The sequence below is a fragment of the uncultured Chloroflexus sp. genome (assembly GCF_937129525.1).
Classification (GTDB): Bacteria; Chloroflexota; Chloroflexia; order Chloroflexales; family Chloroflexaceae; genus Chloroflexus.
On record NZ_CAKZNK010000106.1, the window covers coordinates 1 to 16,411 of the forward strand.

A 16,411-nucleotide genomic window follows, 5' to 3' on the forward strand; every position below is an offset into this window, starting at 1 on the left:
TTGTCATGTAACACTTGACTATGTTGTGTGATAATGGTATATGTTACAAAACACTTGATTTTACACGTAACACTCTGTGGGGGGAACAGCATGCGAGCGGTTATCTACACGCGGGTCAGCACTGATGAGCAAGGGGAGAACTTCAGTCTCCCATCACAGGCAGCGGTATGCCGGGCATACGCGAACCATCACGAGATGCAGATTGTCGCCGAGTTCAGTGACACGATGAGCGGCGCGCACCTGGAGCGTCCGGGGCTGCGCCGCGTGCGCGATCTGATCCAGGCCCAGGCAGTCGAAGCCGTCATTGTGTACACCCTCGACCGGCTCAGCCGCAACGTGGCGCACCTCCTCGTTCTTCGTGATGAGATGAGCGCTGCGGGAGTCCAACTGCACATTGTGACGAGAGGGCAAAAGTCGGACACCACCCCCGAAGGGCGATTGTTCGACACCATTGAGGGCGCGTTTGCAGAGTTTGAACGGCTCAAAATCCGTGAACGCGCACAGCGGGGGAAGCGACAGAAGTTGCTTTCCGGTCGTATCCTGGCCCAGGGGATCGTGCCGCCCTACGGATACCGATACGAAGGGCGGGGGCGGGATCGCGCGCTCGTTGTCCATCCTGAGGAAGCGGAGATCGTCAATCTCATCTATCAATGGGCGGCAGACGGGGATCCGGCGCGAGGGATCGCAGCACGGCTCACCGATCTCGGCGTGTCGCCACCCGGAAACCAGCGCCATGTGACAGCGCGGCGCTGGTACCACCAAACCGTCTCCGGCATCATCCGCAACCCGACCTATCGCGGCGTCCACATCTCACCGTCACACAACATTGAAGTCTCTGTGCCGCGCATAGTGGACGCTGCCCTGTGGTATGCCGCCAACACCGCCCTTGACGGCAACCGACAGCGCGCGCGACGCAACGCAACGCGCGTCTACCCGCTGCGCGGGCGCATTCGGTGCGCCTGCGGCGCGCCGATGCACGGAGAGCGTGTCGGGCGCGGACACACCTATTACCGGTGCGCAGCACATGACAACGAAGGGCGCTACACGTGCTGTCTCCGGCAGAGCATCCGAACTGAAACGGTCGAACACGCCGTCTGGGCATGGGTCGTACAGCACGTCCTCGACGAAGAACGCCTGGCGGCGGCCATCGATGCGGCGATGGCCGCCGAAGAGGAGCAGACGGCGGCCCTGGAACGCGAGCGCGCCGTGTACGAACGGCAAATCGCAGACGCCGCAGCACGAACGCAGCGCCTCATCGACCTGTACACGGCGGGGGCGATTACCATTGAGGATGTCACGACGTACAAGCGCCAGTACGATGCGCAACGTGACGCGGCAGTGGCCGAGATCGAACGTCTGAACCGGAACGCCAGCGCGGCAGCGGAAAAACGGCAGAGCCGCGACGACGTACTGGCGCTGGCGCGGAACGTGCGCGACCTGTTTCTTGACCCATCCGCCATCACACCAGGCCTGCAGATGCAGGTCTATGATGCTCTCGACCTGCGCGTGGTCAGAGATGGCGACGAACTGCACGTCTCCGTCTCTCTGACCGGCGACGCCGGACGTGTTCGGGTTGCGGAACGTCAATCAGAGTTATCATACCCCCGGTCAACGCCGCATACGCCATTGGCAGCAGTAGACGCGATGGACTGATACCGGCGCGGTGGGCCAGGTTCACGGCAATTGGTAACATGATAGCGACGGTACCGGTCGAGCTGATAAATGCTGATAGAATCGCGACCGGGATCATAAGGGTCACGATGATCCGTTGTTCGTTGTGTCCGGTCAGTTGACCGAGTCGTTGACCGACCCAGGCGGCAACGCCGGTTTGGAAGAGGCCGTCGCCGACAACCATGAGTGCGGCAATCAAGAGGACAGTCGTATCACCGAATCCGGCTGCCGCTTCTGCCGGAGTGAGAATACCGCCAAACATAAGCGCCAACAGGCCGAGCAATGCGACCAGATCGAGCCGCGCCCGATCGCTCACGAAGAGCGCGATCATGACGATCAGAACGGTTAACACAAAGGCAATCTCGTTATTCATGCTCGTTGGTTCCCGCGATGTACGATGATGACGAAGTCTTGATAGCGCAACCCTGGCAGGCATTTATGACCGGTGACCAGCGTCGCGCTGCGCTATCAGTGAGCGCGCGCCGGTATGATGGCTAGCCTCGTGGCGGAATCTCACCCCACATCATCCAGTTCACACCTGTTTCTGTCTGCGGTAATTCAATCGGCGGCTGATCACCGATTGCATACCACCGTAAAGCAGTGCCGGTTTCGGTGCGTACCAGCGCAACGATCCCGCTGCCATCAGGCGCCCACTGAATGAGTAACGGTGTTTCACGAAACGGTTGGCGCAATAGGTTCAGAGTACCGTCAGATGACTGTCGGGTCAGAGAGAATGTAAACCCATCATTAACCCGCTCGACGGCGACGAAGAGCAGGTCATCATCAACCAGGAAGGGAGCGCGCGTCAGCACGCCGGTGGCGCTCAGGGGAGTGACTTCCATGGTCTGGCTGTCAACCTGCCATACCCCGGGGCCTTCTGGCGGTCCAATTAACATCAGAACATGGCGATGGTCGTTGCGCCAGATTGCCTCGCCACACAGACTCTGCATACCTGCCGGAATTGCGGGGCGACGCAGTTCACCACTCTGCGGCTGCCAGAAGACCAGCTCGCAGTCATCGTAGAAAGTGGCGAACGAAGCGACCAGCAGACTGTTGCCTGTCGGTTCCCAGAGAAACGGCGCATAACTGCGCACCGAACGGCTGGGATTGAGGGGATCATCAACCGCATCATCGGCCTGCAAAAGTTCGAGTTCGCCCCCGGTAGCCGGGATTCGATACAATCCATCGGGCAAATCTCGTGTGGCGCGATTGTTCTGCATTCGCAGGTAGACAAATTGCGCGTCGGGAGACCAGCGCACTGCGCTATACTGATAGCCTTCTGCGAAGTAGATCACCTGTGGGTTGCTGCCATCGACGGCGGCGCGCACAAGCTGGTCGCCGTTGCCGGCGCCGACCACATAGACCAGGCCGGCCTGGGGATGAAGGTCGGCATCACTGATCGGGGGAATGCCCTCAAGCTCGATCCGGGCGCGAGTAAGCTGGCGCCTTGTGATCCCGTCAGTCTCAATACGGGCAATCTGGCCGCGATCGAGCACGTAAAGCGGCGCCGGGAGAACACGCATTCCCGGCGTGGGGCGAATAGCGTCACGTGTTGGGAATGGTGTCGGCGTCGGCGCAGTTGCGCCGCAAGCAGATACAATGAAGCAGCAAAGCGCAATCCATAGAAGTCGTTGCATGGGTGTCCTGTGGCATTCAAAATGTCGATTGGTTGTCACTAACATCAGGTCACGCTGAAACTGAGGACGATGACCTGATGATAACTCAGTATACCCTGACCGCTGGTTGCAAGGATTGAAGGCGCGATTTCGTGTATCGCTGGCTAAAGCTGCGAGTTGAGTGCGGTGGCGTTCAGGTTTCGGTGTGGCTGGATAGATAATAACCAAAATGCGCTCATGTGGTCGCAACCTGGAGGTTGTCGCACAGATGCAGTAACGACACAAAACTCCCTGCCAGAATACGCTATGTGGTGTCAATACATTGACAATATGTTGCCAAACGGCGATATAATTATTTACACTTAATTTAAGACAAACTGACATGTATCAATCATGAATCTTCAACACCTTTCTGCTATCTTCTGGCCAGACCGGCTCACTCTCCGCCAGATGTTCAGCGATGAGCGGCAACGAGTAGCAGTCATTTTTTTGCCGATCCTCACTGTTCTTGCCATTACATCAGCGTTGTTTAGTCTGATTACACCATGGTTGTATGATGCGCCAATGATCCCATTCGCTGCCGCTACACTGATGACAGCGATTTTTGGCGGTGGCGCCTGGCTGGCGCGTCGTGGCAAAAGCGATGTAGCGGGCTGGGTGGTTTGTGGATCGTTGTGGCTGGTGGTGACGATAGTAGCGCTGTTTACCGGTGGCGCGCGTAGTTCGGCCACGTTACACTACGTGATGGTAGCATTGCTGGCCGGTATCGGTTTTGGCCGTCGGGGGGCGACCGGTGCAGTTCTGGCCAGCAGCGCTGCGCTGATCGGGTTTTGGGGATTGGAGGTAACCGGTCGATTGCCGCTGGAAACACCGCTGCTGGCAACCTTGCTGGCCTACCCAATAATGCTGATCGTGACTCTGCTGCTGACCGGCATCATTCTGACAATTGTTGATGTGCAGCTCTCTGCCGCTATTGCGGCGACCAAAGAGGAAGTTGCCGAACGCGCGCGCGCCGAACAGCGGTTGCGGCTGGCGTTGCTGGCCGCGCGCGCTGGCGCCTGGGAATGGGAGGCCGCAGCGCGCGCGGTGCGCTGGTCGCCGGAGAATTACCCGTTGTTAGGTTTAAACCCTGATGATGGACCGCTGACATTTCGGCGCTGGCGCCAGTTGATCCATCCTGATGATCGTGATAGCGTGCAGATGGCGATAGATCGTTCTATCAACCAGCAGGCTGACTTTGAAGTAGAGTTTCGCGTCATCTTGCCCGATGGCACGATCCGCTGGTTACGCGGGATTGGTCAACCCGTTGTGAATGCCGATGGCGTTTTGCAGGGCATGTACGGCTTACAGATCGATATTACTGCGCGCAAAATGATCGAAGCCGAATTGCGGCGCAATGAGCTGTACTACCGCAGCCTGATTGAAGATTTGCCGGCACTGGTCTGCCGGTTTCAGCCCGATGGCACGCTTACCTTTGTTAACGATCTCTACTGTCAAACCTTCCAGCGATCGCGGGAATCGTTGATCGGCTACAATTTCTACGAACTTATTCCTGCCGAACAGCGCGAGCAGGTCGCGACGGGGATTGCGCAGCTCAGTCCGGACAATCCCACGATGGAACACGAGCACGAAGTGATATATCCTGATGGGTCAATCGGCTGGCAACGGTGGGTAAACCGGCTATTGCTGGATGTAAACGGTGAGCCGCTGGAATATCAGGCGCTGGGTATCGATATTACGACGCGCAAGAAGGCTGAGCTTGAACGCGAGCGCCTGATTGCCGAACTGGAGGCGCGCAATGCCGAGCTGGAGCGGTTTACATACACGGTATCACACGATCTGAAAAGCCCTCTGATTACGATCAAAGGTTTTGCCGGCTATATCCAGCGCGATTTGGCAAATGGTAAGCTCGATCGTATCCCGGCGGATTTGCAACGGATCACTGCCGCAGTCGACCGCATGTATCAACTGCTGGAAGATCTCCTTCATCTGTCGCGGGCCGGTCGGCAACTCAGCGCGCCAGAGCGAATCAGTCTGGGGTTGTTGATCAGCGAAGCGGCAGCGGGTGTGAGCGGTCGGTTAGCCGAACGGAATGTGTATCTGCACTTACCGCCAAACCTGCCTGATGTCTACGGTGATCGCACGCGCTTGCGCGAAGTGTTTCAAAATCTCCTCGACAATGCGGCCAAGTTTATGGGCGATCAACCGGCGCCACAGATCTGGATCGAAGCGCAGTTTCTCGCTGCCGATAGAATGGTATTGGCGCGCGTGCGCGATAACGGGATCGGCATCGATCCGCGTCATCATCGGCGGGTGTTTGATCTGTTCGAGCGGCTTGATCAGCGAATTGAGGGTACCGGATTGGGTCTAGCCTTAGCGCGCCGCATCGTCGAGGCGCATGGTGGTAGGATATGGGTGGAGTCGGAAGGGTTGGGCAAAGGTGCAACCTTCTGCCTGACGTTGCCGGCGCCGCCAGTTGTGGAAGAGACAACGCCCAAAGGAGGAACCTATGAAAACAGGCGTTGAACCGGCTGTCATTTTGCTGGTCGAAGACAACCCCGATCACACCGAGTTGATGATGCGCGTGTTAACCGATCATGACATTCCAAACCATATCATCCATGTAACCGATGGCGAAGCGGCACTTGACTATCTCTGGCGACGCGCGCAATTTGCCGATCCGGCAACCAGTCCGCAGCCACACGTGGTGCTGCTCGATCTGAAATTGCCCCGCTTGAGCGGCCTGGAGGTGTTGCGCGCGATCAAAACGAGCGTGGAGATGCGCCACATTCCGGTTGTCGTGGTCACCACGTCGAGCGCCGAGCAAGATTTGCGCCTGGCTTATGAGCGGCACGCAAACAGCTATCTGGTGAAACCAGTGGATTTTCAACAATTTACGCAAATGCTTCAAGATGTGGGCAATTACTGGTTGGGATGGAATCGGCAGCCCGGAGATCCATTGCTAACGGCATAAATCGTTGAAAGCGCTGACGATCAGGTCTCATCTGGCAGCCTGTCAGGGGATGTGGCGCGCAAGCCGGTTGAAGTGAGACGATGATCTGCCATCTTACCTGATAGCATTTGCGCTGGCACTCTGCGCGTAACCTCTAATCGTTGTATACTCTCATATAGTCACGGTCTGTTCAGCAGGAGCACCTCTTGCATGCGCGCCAATGTCTCGATTGAACATTCGGCCATCCGTACTTTGTTCCCATTTCATATCGGCGAATATCCGTTGCCGGCTGGCGTTTTGCGCTTCGTTGACGAAGGCAATGGGCTGCCGGTCGTTTTGCTTCACGGCAACCCAACCTGGTCATTCTTCTACCGGCGGCTCATTGCCGCGTTACGCGAACAGCGACGGGTGATTGCCCCCGATCATCTCGGTTGTGGTCTGTCTGACAAGCCGCAGCAATACCATTACTGCCTCGCCAACCATATTGACAATCTGGAACGTTTGCTGGAGTATCTCAATCTGGGGCCGGTCGATCTGGTTGTCCATGACTGGGGTGGCGCCATCGGAATGGGATGGGCAGTGCGTCACCCGTCTCTGGTGCGACGGATTGTGATCCTGAATACGGCTGCATTTCTCTCGCCCCATATTCCACTGCGTATCGCTGCCGGCAAAATACCCGTTTTAGGTGAGTGGGCGATCCGGCAATGCAATGCGTTTGCGCTGGCCGCAACCTGGATGGCAGTGACGCATCCGCTGCCGCCTGAGGTGCGGGCCGGGTATCTCTGGCCGTATCGCACTCCGGATAGTCGCATTGCGATTGCGCGTTTCGTGCAAGATATTCCGCTCCATCCAGCCCATCCGACCTGGCCGGTGATCGATGCGATCGATCGCGAATTGACACTCTTGCGCGATAAGCCGGTGCGGATTGTGTGGGGTGGTCGCGATTGGTGTTTTGATGATCGATTTTTGGCCGGCTGGCTGGCACGATTTCCCGCTGCTGAGGCAACGCGACTCGATGATGCCGGCCATTATGTATTGGAAGATGCTCCTGATGCCGCGCTGGCGCAACTGGCGCGCTGGCTGGTGCCAGAGTGAGGGAGGGGAATTCATGACCGTTAAGCCTGCAACTCCACCACACGCTGAGATGCGTCCGATCACGATCCATCTCCATGGCGATGAAATTGTCGATCCGTTTGCCTGGCTGGAGAATCGGGATGATCCGGCAGTCATTGCCTATCTCGAAGCTGAGAATGCTTATGCTGAAACAGTCATGGCGCCCGCCGCAACGCTCCGCAGCCAGTTGTATGCGGAAATGCGTGGACGGATCAAGGAAGATGATCGCTCAGCGCCGGTGCCGCGTGGTCGGTATCGCTACTATACGCGGACAGAGACCGGCGCTGAATACCCTTTGATGTGTCGCGCCGAGGGTGATGATGGAACTGAAGAGGTGTTGCTCGATCTCAATGCGCTGGCAGTTGGGCATTCGTTTTGTCGGCTGGGGCCGTATGAACCTTCGCCCGATCAGCAACGGCTGGCCTATGGTTTGGACACAACCGGCGCGATTATCTTTACCCTGTATATCAAGGATCTAACTACAGGGGCGTTGCTCGATGCGCCGATTGAGCAGGTTGATGAAGCGCAATGGGCTGATGATCAGACCCTGTTCTATACAGTCTACGATGCCGCTCATCGTCCCTATCGCCTCTACCGCCACATTCTGGGAACGTCGCCGGCGGAAGATGTGCTGGTCTACGAAGAGACTGATGAGCGCTTCAATCTGAGTCTGCGACGCGCTCGTTCAGGGGCTTACCTGTTTTTGACCTGCTACAGTCACGGTGGCACAGAGGTGCGCTACCTTCCAACGGCAACGCCTCTGGCTGAATGGCGCGTCGTGTATCCGCGCCGACCAAAGATCGATTATTTCGTCGATCATCACGGCGAGCAATTTTTCATCTTGACCAATGACGGGGCGGAGAATTTCCGTTTGTTAAGCGCGCCGGTACGCGATTTGACAGCGACGCGCGAGGTGTTACCGGGCAGGTCGGATACGCTCATTGACTCAATCGATTGTTTTGCCGACTATCTGGTCGTCTCCGAACGACGCGCCGGTCTGCGCCAGATCCGCATTAGCGAACCAGATGGAAGCAACCCCCGATACATTGACTTCCCCGAGCCAGTCTACACCTGTTCGGTCGGAGCTAATGAGGAGTTTGTGACCGATCGCTTGCGCCTAAACTACAGTTCCCTGGTGACGCCAACGTCGGTTGTCGAATACGACATGAAGCAGGAAAGCTGGCACGTGCTGAAACAGGAAGAGATCCCTTCCGGTTATGACCCGACGGCCTATGTCAGCGAACGGTTGACGGCAACTGCGCCCGATGGCACGGCGGTACCGATCTCGATAGTGTATCGACGCGGTCGCCCGCGCAATGGCGGGCCGTGCTTGCTGGTCGGGTATGGGGCGTATGGTTATAGTTACGATCCGGTGTTCGATAGCAAGCGTCTGAGTCTGCTCGACCGCGGGTTTGCCGTGGCGATTGCCCATGTTCGAGGTGGCCAGGAGTTGGGTCGGCAGTGGTACGAACAGGGTCGTATGGCGCACAAACCGAACACCTTTAGCGATTTTATCGCCTGCGCTGAACATCTGATTGCCGAAGGCTACACATCGCCGCAACAGCTTGCGATCAACGGTCGGAGCGCCGGCGGTTTGCTGGTGACGGCAGTAGTGACAATGCGACCTGATCTGTTTCAGGCAGTCGTTGCCGGAGTGCCGTTCACGAATGTCGTGATTGCCATGCTCAAGGACGATCTGCCGTTGACTGTCACCGAGTGGGAGCAGTGGGGCAATCCGGCTATTGAGGCTGAATACCGGGTGATGCGTTCGTATGATCCGTATCTCAACCTGAAACCGGGACCATACCCCCACATTTTGGCTACCGCCGGTCTGTACGATTTGCAAGTGCCATACTGGGATCCGGCGAAATGGGTGGCAAAGCTTCGCGCGCTAAAGACGAATGACACCATGCTCCTGCTGCGTACCAATCTCCAGGCCGGTCATGGCGGGCATTCGGGCCGATTTGCCAGACTTGAGGAGTTTGCATGGGAATACGCGTTCATACTAACCGCGTTGGGAATCACGTCGTAGTCGAAGTGCCCGGCGCAAATGTCGCGCGCTATTTACCCTGGATGGCGCAAATGCGTCCTGAGCAGACAGCAGTGGTAAGTGGTGTTGGACGCGATCGGGCCGGGCGAGTGATCTATCGTCGCCAGAGTTTTGCCGGCTTGCACGCAGCCAGCGACCGTTTGGCCTGGGGGTTGACTGCCTACGGTTTGCAACGCGGGATGCGGGTCTTACTGATGGTGCCCGCAGGCGCGCCGCTGATCACGCTGACGTTTGCGCTGCTTAAAGCCGGTTGTGTGCCAATTTTGATCGATCCGGCTATGGGTCGGCGCAATCTGGCGCAGTGTATTGCCGAAGCTGCGCCGGAAGCGTTGATCGGCGTACCTCGCGCCCACTTGCTTCGGCTGATTGCGCCCCGCGCCTGCGCAACGATTCGGAAAGCGATTGTAGCCGGGCCAGCTCTGCCTGGGGCTGCCTCGCTACGCGAGCTAGAGTTACCGATCGGCGCGCCGTTTCAGCTTGCCGAGGTGACGCCTGAAGACCCGGCAGCAATTGTCTTTACCAGTGGTAGCACCGGCATTCCGAAGGGGGTGCTCTACACGCACGGGATGTTTGAAGCGCAGATTCATACCCTGCGCGAAGTGTTTGGCATTGAGCCGGGCGAAATCGAAATGCCGGCTTTCCCGCTCTTTGCGCTCTTCAATGTTGCGCTTGGAGTCACGTCGGCCATTCCACCGATCGATCCTACCCGGCCAGCCCAATGCGATCCGGCGGCAGTAGTTGAGTTTATTCGCGATCTTGGTGTTACTTCGACCTTCGGCTCGCCGGCGATTTGGGAACGAGTGACCGCTTATTGCGAAACCAACCAGATCAAGTTACCATCACTCCGTCGCGTTTTGATGGCCGGCGCGCCGGTGCCGGCACATTTGCACGAGCGACTACACCGGATTCTGACCCCACCGGCTGATAGTTACACACCCTATGGCGCGACCGAAGCTTTGCCGGTAACGTCAATCAGTGGTCGCGAAGTGCTGGCGGCGCGCGCCGAATACCCCTCGCCGCTGGCAGGCACGTGCGTTGGTCGTCCAGTGAACGGTGTGCAGGTGGCAATCATTCCGATCAGCGATGAGCCAATAGCAGCATGGGACAATGCGCGCTGCCTGCCGGTCGGGGTAGTGGGTGAAATCTGCGTGAGCGGGCCGGCAGTGACGCGCATGTACGTTGGGCGACCGCAAGCGACGGCGCTGGCCAAAATTGGCGACGGTGAACGGATCTGGCACCGAATGGGTGATCTGGGTTATTTCGATGAAGTAGGCCGGCTCTGGTTTTATGGCCGGAAGAGTCAGCGGGTGATTACGGCCCGTGGCCCGCTCTTCACCGAACCGGTTGAACTGCTGTTCAATCAGCATCCGGCAGTGGCGCGATCGGCGCTGGTCGGCATCGGGCCGGCTGGCGCGCAAGTGCCGGTAGTGGTCGTCGAATTACGACGGGGTGTGTCGATCCGGCGCGCGCAACTGTTGACCGAATTACGCCAGTTGGCAGCAACCACAGAGATGACGGCAATGATACAAGAGTTTCTGATTCATCCGTCTTTTCCGGTCGATATTCGACACAACGCAAAAATCTTTCGTGAGCAATTAGCCAAATGGGCTGCGCGGCAGTTGTGCAAGGTTGAATGATCCACGTCGTGGCAATAGGTGATTGTCCGGCAGAGGGTGAGTATAGCATATATGATAGCTCTGGTAACCGGCGGTAATGGCTTTGTTGGCCGCTTCATCGTTGAGCAGTTGTTAGCTCGTGGCGATCACGTTCGTGTAGTGGGGCGAGGTGATTATCCAGACCTGCAAGCACTGGGGGTTGAGACATTTCGCGCCGATCTGTCGGTACCGGAGTCGGCGGTGGTGCTGGCGCAAGCCATGCGAGGGGTGACGACCGTTTTTCATGTGGCGGCTAAAGCCGGACTGTGGGGGCGTTACGACGATTTCTATCAGGCTAATGTCGGCGCCACACAACGAGTGGTCAAGGCGGCAATTCGCGCCGGCGTGCCGAAACTGGTCTACACCTCCACTCCATCCGTGGTGATTGGAATGGACGATCTGCATGGCGCTGACGAGCAGACGCCATATCCTGCGCGCTATCTCGCCCCCTACCCACAGACAAAAGCCATTGCCGAACGGTATGTGTTGTCGCAAACTGCCATTGCTACGGTCGCTTTGCGGCCACATCTGATCTGGGGGCCGCGAGATCCGCACATTTTGCCGCGGCTGCTGAAGCGCGCCCGGCGGCGACTGCTGTTTCAAATCGGTGATGGGACAAATCTGGTTGATGTCTGTTACGTCGAAAATGTTGCTACTGCCCACCTGCTCGCAGCAGATGCGCTGCATGCGCGGTCGAAGCTGCATGGGAAAGCCTATTTCATTGGTCAGGAACGACCGGTTAATCTCTGGCAGTTCATCGGCGAGATCCTCAATCACGCCGGTTGCCCACCGGTGCGCGGCAGGATCCCGGCTCGCGCCGCTTACCGACTGGCTACCGTATTAGAGTTTCTCTACCTGACGCTGCGATTGCCGGCTGAACCACCGCTCACGCGACTGATGGTTCATGAACTGAGTCATTCGCACTGGTTTAGCCATGCTGCCGCCGAGCATGATTTTGGTTACACGCCGACTGTGAATATCGAAGAAGGCTTGCGGCGCACCTTCACTGCATCACACAACCGCAAGTAACAAAGGGAGGATTGGGTGCTGTTCAGGCATGTTATGATTGAGGCCGTGAGCTACGTATTGGCTCCCCATCGCATCACTTCCGATTGGATCGAAGATCAAATCGCTGAAACAATGGAGCGTCTGCGCTTTCCGCGCGGAAAGCTCGAAGCGTTATCCGGCATCCGTGAGCGCCGATTCTGGGATGAGGGCACGCTACCAAGCGCTGTTGCAACCATGGCAGCCGAGCAATTGTTGAATAGCGTGGCGATTGATCGCGATCGGATCGGGTTGCTCATTAATACCTCGGTCTGTCAAGACTATCTCGAGCCATCAACAGCCTGTTTTGTCCATCGCAATCTGCGTCTTTCACCACATGCCATCAACTATGATGTGCGCAATGCCTGTCTGGGTTTTTTGAATGGCATGGCGATTGCCGGAATGATGATCGATGCCGGCGCAATCGACTATGCGCTGATTGTCGATGGCGAAGGTTCCCAGGATGCGGTGATGGCTACGATCCGTCGCCTTCGCCGACCTGAAACGACCAAACAGGATCTGCGCGACAATTTTGCCACTCTGACGCTTGGTTCGGGTGGGGCGGCAATGTTGCTCACCCACGAACGGTTGTCGCGCAGCGGCCATCGCTTGAATGGGGTCGTGACAATGGCGGCGACTGAACATAATCATCTGTGTCTCGGTCAGCCTGATTACATGAAGACCGATGCAGCGGCATTAATGCATGCCGGCGTCGAACTGGCAACGGCGACCTGGCGGCTGGCGCAAGAACAGTTGCCCAACTGGAGTGATCGCCAGATCGCGCTGTATGCGCCACATCAGGTGGGGGCGCGCCATATGGCTGCCGTGACGAAGGCGCTTGGGATTACGCCGGCCAAACTTTTTCTCAATTTCCCGCTACTCGGCAATATCGGCCCGGCAGCCCTGCCAATTTCGCTGGCTCAGGCCGCAGAAGCCGGTCGCCTGCGACCCGGTGACCATGTCGGTTTGCTGGGTATTGGTTCGGGTTTGAATTGCGCCATGATGAGCGTCACATGGTGAATGTCCTGGCAGCCCGGCGTCGAGGGTTTGTGAGGCGCCGAACTGATACGGACAATGCAGGTCAAGACAATCTACAACCGCTAAAGTAGACATAACGCAAGGGCGACGCAGGGCGTCGCCCTTAGAGTATGCTCGAAAAACATCTTCCTACATTGCCGCCGGTAAGGTAAACCATACCGTCGTACCGACATGTACCACGCTTTCAACGCCGATAGCGCCGCCATGGGCATCGACCAACCCTTTGGCAATTGACAAACCCAAACCGGCGTTCGTGGTGTTGTCTGATCGGTTGCGGGCCTGGTCAGCGCGGTAGAAGCGTTCAAAGATGCGCGGCAAGTGTTCGGGGGCAATACCACAACCGGTATCGCGGACACTGATTCGCACCTGTTTTCCCACTGGTTCGGCGGTGATCGTGATGGCGCCGCCTGATGGAGTGTAGCGGATGGCATTGTCAAGCAGGATGAGCAGTATCTGGCGCAGCCGATCTGGATCGGCCAGCGCAGTGCCACGTACCGGGCCGAGCGTTATCTGCACGCCATGTTCGTTGCCGAGTAGAGCAACCTGCCGCTGAATATCGGTGAGGAGATCTGCCAGCGCAACCGGCTGGCGTTGCAGCGCGAGCGATCCACTGTCGAGACGCGACAGGGTGAGCAGGTCATCAACCAGTCGGCGCATATGATCGCTCTCGCTGAGCACATCTCTCAGTAACGCGCGCTGATCATCATCTTCAGCGCCGCGCAGCGCAACTTCGGCGCTGGCCCGGATGAGCGTTAGCGGCGCGCGCAGTTCGTGGCTGGCGCTGGCGATGAAACGCAACTGGCGCGACCAGGCCTCTTCTGCCGGTTGCAAGGCGCGACCGGCCAGCCACCACCCTGCTGCGCCGATCGCTGCTGCGCCAATCAATCCAAACATCAGTAACCCGATCAGCAATTGATTCAGCACCAGCTCCTGATCGGTCTGGATACGCCCCAGTTGTAGCGCAGCCGGACCATCGGGTCGGGTCAGACGGTAGGTCAGCAAGCGCACGCGTTGGCCGTCACGGGTGGTGATGGTGCGCAGGTCGGAACCGTTGCGTAACGCGGTGGCCAGGGCTGCCTGATCGACAATGATTGGCAGGTTTGGCTGATTGGGGTTGAACAGAATGCGTCCCTGGTGATCAAGCGGCAACACAAAGATTGATGCAATTTCGCTATCGATGGCGCTTAATGATGACGTGACAGGGGGAAGTGGTTCCGAATCACTCTCTTTGAATTCAAGACCAACTATCTGCCCGCTGTACGCATCGATGTAGATTTCACTATCATCGCGCAATTTCACTTCATACGTCCGATCATCCTCTAACTTCACGCTCTTGATCTGGCCGCCGCGCGCTGTCAGCGCAATTTGAGCCGCTTCTTCCGCCGTCAACATCCGGGTATTGCGGATGCTATCATTGCTTGCGCGCAAGATAGACCAGTCGGTATCAGCCGAAGCCAGCTCAGGTGGAATCGGTGCGTTGAGAAGATGAAATTCATGCGCCATTTTGTGCCGAAGCGCAAGATCGGTGACATGCTCGAAATAGCGCGCTACCATAACGTAGGCGCCGCCGCCGACCAGCGCAAGCATCAGAGCCGCTGCCAGCGTGTAGAGCAGCGTAAATTGCCAGCGCAGCGACTTAAGCACGATTCGCCTCCAGACGATAGCCCACGCCGCGCACTGTCACAATCGGATCGCTTTCGCCAGCCGCATTAAGTTTGCGGCGCAGGTATGAGATATAGACATCGACCATTTGCAACTGCACCTCGCGCTCGAATGACCAGACATAATCGAGAATCTGCTGGCGGGTCAGCGTTTGACCGGGATGGCGCATCAGGAATTCCAGCAACCGCCATTCGGTCGGTGTCAGATCGAGCGGTCGCTCGCCGCGACGACCGGTGTAGCTGCGTAGATCGAGCACAATCGATCCAATCCGCAGCTCGTCAGTGCCTGTGTGCAGGTTGAAGCGTCTTCCAAGCGCGCGGACACGCGCAAGCAATTCCTCGAAGGCAAAAGGCTTGACCAGATAGTCGTCGGCGCCGCTCTCGAAGCCGAGCACTTTATCCTCTATCTGACCGCGCGCCGTCAATATGAGCAGGGCCGTTGGTATCCGCGCCAGTCGCGCTGCGCGACAGAGCGATGGGCCGTCGCGGGCAGGCAACATCCAGTCGATGATGGCTACGTCATACTGGCCATGCAACAACAGGTCAAGCCCACTCTCACCATCATGACTCACGTCAACCGTGTGCAATTCTTCGCGCAATACCCGCTCGATCAGGCGCGCCAGCCGCTTGTCATCTTCTACAATCAAGATCTTCACAGTAGCGTACTCCTCTTTCCTTTCTTCTGCCTGTTGTAGCACAGCAGGATTGGAAAAAGATTGGAAAATTTCGCCGACATTCCAAGCAAACTTTGAAACGGGATCGGTATCCTCAGTATGGGCAATGGGTCCCGTCGATGTAAAGGAGTCTATCGGCATGATCAAACACCTGTTTCGGCCACGCGCAATTGCAGTCGGGTTTGTGGCCATCTTTACCATTATGCAACTGGTTCCAGTCTGGGCATGGCAAACCAATCCACCGGTTGTAACTGACGTGGCATGGACAACGCCGGAGGCAGCCAGTATCGCGCGTCGCGCATGCTACGACTGCCACAGTAACGAGACGGTCTGGCCCTGGTACGGCAAGATTGCGCCCGTTTCGTGGCTGGTCACCTATGATGTGGTAAAGGGTCGGCGCGAACTCAACTTTTCCCTGCCGTTGCGTGAACCGGATGAGCTGGCTGCCGAGATTGCTGAGGTGTTGCGCGCTGGTGAGATGCCGCCGCGACCGTATCTTGCGCTGCATCCCGAGGCGCGGCTGAGCGCGTGGGAGACGCAAACCCTGATTGCTGGCGCGCCCGGTAGCGCTGGTCTGCCCAACGAACGTGATCGTGATGATTAAACAGTTTTTGATGAAGCAATGGAGGAGAAACCAATGAATCGCACTATGATGTTAATTTCGGCTGGATTGACTGCTTTCGTATTGGTCGTAATCGGCGGCGTGGTTGGTCAGCTTAGCCAGGCAACGACTGTAGCTACTACGCCCACAGAGATTGTCTTCGAGGCAACGCCGATTGCTGTGCCAGCGCTCGATCCAACTACCGAAGCGCTGATTCGCGAGCGCGAAGCGGCCTACCAGTCGGCGCTCGCCGAGGCTAACCAGCGTCTGGCTCAAGCCAATCGGCAGTTAGCGGTTGCTCAGGAAGCGTTGAACAATAGCGTAGCTCCGGCGGC

Annotated in this window: 12 protein-coding genes and 2 pseudogenes; 10 read left to right on the forward strand and 4 right to left on the reverse strand. The window is 57.6% G+C overall.

The annotated features are described in order from the left end of the window. Window positions 1–90: 90 nt before the first annotated feature. A pseudogene (locus Q0650_RS13535) lies at window positions 91–1,092 on the forward strand (recombinase family protein); the annotation flags it as partial. Window positions 1,093–1,510: 418 nt separating this feature from the next. Here the strand turns inward: Q0650_RS13535 and Q0650_RS13540 are convergent. Continuing rightward, the gene (locus Q0650_RS13540; RefSeq protein ID WP_298819832.1) at window positions 1,511–2,044 is read right to left on the reverse strand and encodes an SLC13 family permease; all 534 of its coding nucleotides are present in this window, start codon (window positions 2,042–2,044) and stop codon (window positions 1,511–1,513) included. A gap of 121 nt (window positions 2,045–2,165) precedes the next feature. Then, on the reverse strand, window positions 2,166–3,308 hold the full coding sequence (locus Q0650_RS13545; RefSeq protein WP_298819834.1) for a hypothetical protein: 1,143 nt from the start codon (window positions 3,306–3,308) through the stop codon (window positions 2,166–2,168). A gap of 372 nt (window positions 3,309–3,680) precedes the next feature. On the opposite strand from Q0650_RS13545, the gene Q0650_RS13550 reads away from it, so the two are divergent. The 7 genes from Q0650_RS13550 to Q0650_RS13580 all read left to right on the forward strand — a co-directional run bounded on the left by Q0650_RS13550 (window position 3,681) and on the right by Q0650_RS13580 (window position 13,122). Beyond that, window positions 3,681–5,813 carry a PAS domain S-box protein gene (locus tag Q0650_RS13550; RefSeq protein ID WP_298819836.1) on the forward strand — a complete coding sequence of 711 codons (2,133 nt, stop codon included), beginning with the start codon at window positions 3,681–3,683 and terminating at the stop codon, window positions 5,811–5,813. After that, complete coding sequence (locus Q0650_RS13555) at window positions 5,797–6,261, forward strand: response regulator (protein WP_298819838.1); 465 nt, start codon at window positions 5,797–5,799, stop codon at window positions 6,259–6,261. The genes Q0650_RS13550 and Q0650_RS13555 overlap by 17 nt, the downstream gene beginning before the upstream one ends. A gap of 189 nt (window positions 6,262–6,450) precedes the next feature. Continuing rightward, on the forward strand, window positions 6,451–7,335 hold the full coding sequence (locus tag Q0650_RS13560) for an alpha/beta fold hydrolase (protein ID WP_298819840.1): 885 nt from the start codon (window positions 6,451–6,453) through the stop codon (window positions 7,333–7,335). Between the two features lie 13 nt (window positions 7,336–7,348). Continuing rightward, entirely contained in the window at window positions 7,349–9,385 is a 2,037-nt protein-coding gene (locus Q0650_RS13565) for a S9 family peptidase (RefSeq protein ID WP_298819842.1), read from the forward strand. Further along, window positions 9,340–11,040 (forward strand): fatty acid CoA ligase family protein, encoded by a 1,701-nt coding sequence (locus Q0650_RS13570; protein WP_298819844.1) that lies wholly within the window; start codon window positions 9,340–9,342, stop codon window positions 11,038–11,040. The genes Q0650_RS13565 and Q0650_RS13570 overlap by 46 nt, the downstream gene beginning before the upstream one ends. Before the next feature lie 51 nt (window positions 11,041–11,091). Further along, on the forward strand, window positions 11,092–12,087 hold the full coding sequence (locus tag Q0650_RS13575) for an NAD-dependent epimerase/dehydratase family protein (RefSeq protein WP_298819846.1): 996 nt from the start codon (window positions 11,092–11,094) through the stop codon (window positions 12,085–12,087). A gap of 15 nt (window positions 12,088–12,102) precedes the next feature. Next, window positions 12,103–13,122 (forward strand): 3-oxoacyl-ACP synthase III, encoded by a 1,020-nt coding sequence (locus Q0650_RS13580; RefSeq protein WP_298819848.1) that lies wholly within the window; start codon window positions 12,103–12,105, stop codon window positions 13,120–13,122. A gap of 147 nt (window positions 13,123–13,269) precedes the next feature. Here the strand turns inward: Q0650_RS13580 and Q0650_RS13585 are convergent, their stop codons facing one another. Together Q0650_RS13585 and Q0650_RS13590 are read right to left on the reverse strand one after the other, a co-directional pair. Continuing rightward, window positions 13,270–14,784 carry an ATP-binding protein gene (locus tag Q0650_RS13585; RefSeq protein WP_298819850.1) on the reverse strand — a complete coding sequence of 505 codons (1,515 nt, stop codon included), beginning with the start codon at window positions 14,782–14,784 and terminating at the stop codon, window positions 13,270–13,272. After that, window positions 14,777–15,457: a response regulator transcription factor gene (locus Q0650_RS13590; protein WP_298819852.1), complete on the reverse strand. Its 681-nt coding sequence runs from the start codon at window positions 15,455–15,457 to the stop codon at window positions 14,777–14,779. Before Q0650_RS13590 ends, Q0650_RS13585 begins: the two co-directional genes overlap by 8 nt. 157 nt (window positions 15,458–15,614) lie before the next feature. Between Q0650_RS13590 and Q0650_RS13595 the strand changes: the two genes are divergently transcribed. Beyond that, window positions 15,615–16,079 (forward strand): heme-binding domain-containing protein, encoded by a 465-nt coding sequence (locus tag Q0650_RS13595; protein ID WP_298819854.1) that lies wholly within the window; start codon window positions 15,615–15,617, stop codon window positions 16,077–16,079. Window positions 16,080–16,112: 33 nt separating this feature from the next. Then, a pseudogene (locus Q0650_RS13600) lies at window positions 16,113–16,411 on the forward strand (peptidase); the annotation flags it as partial.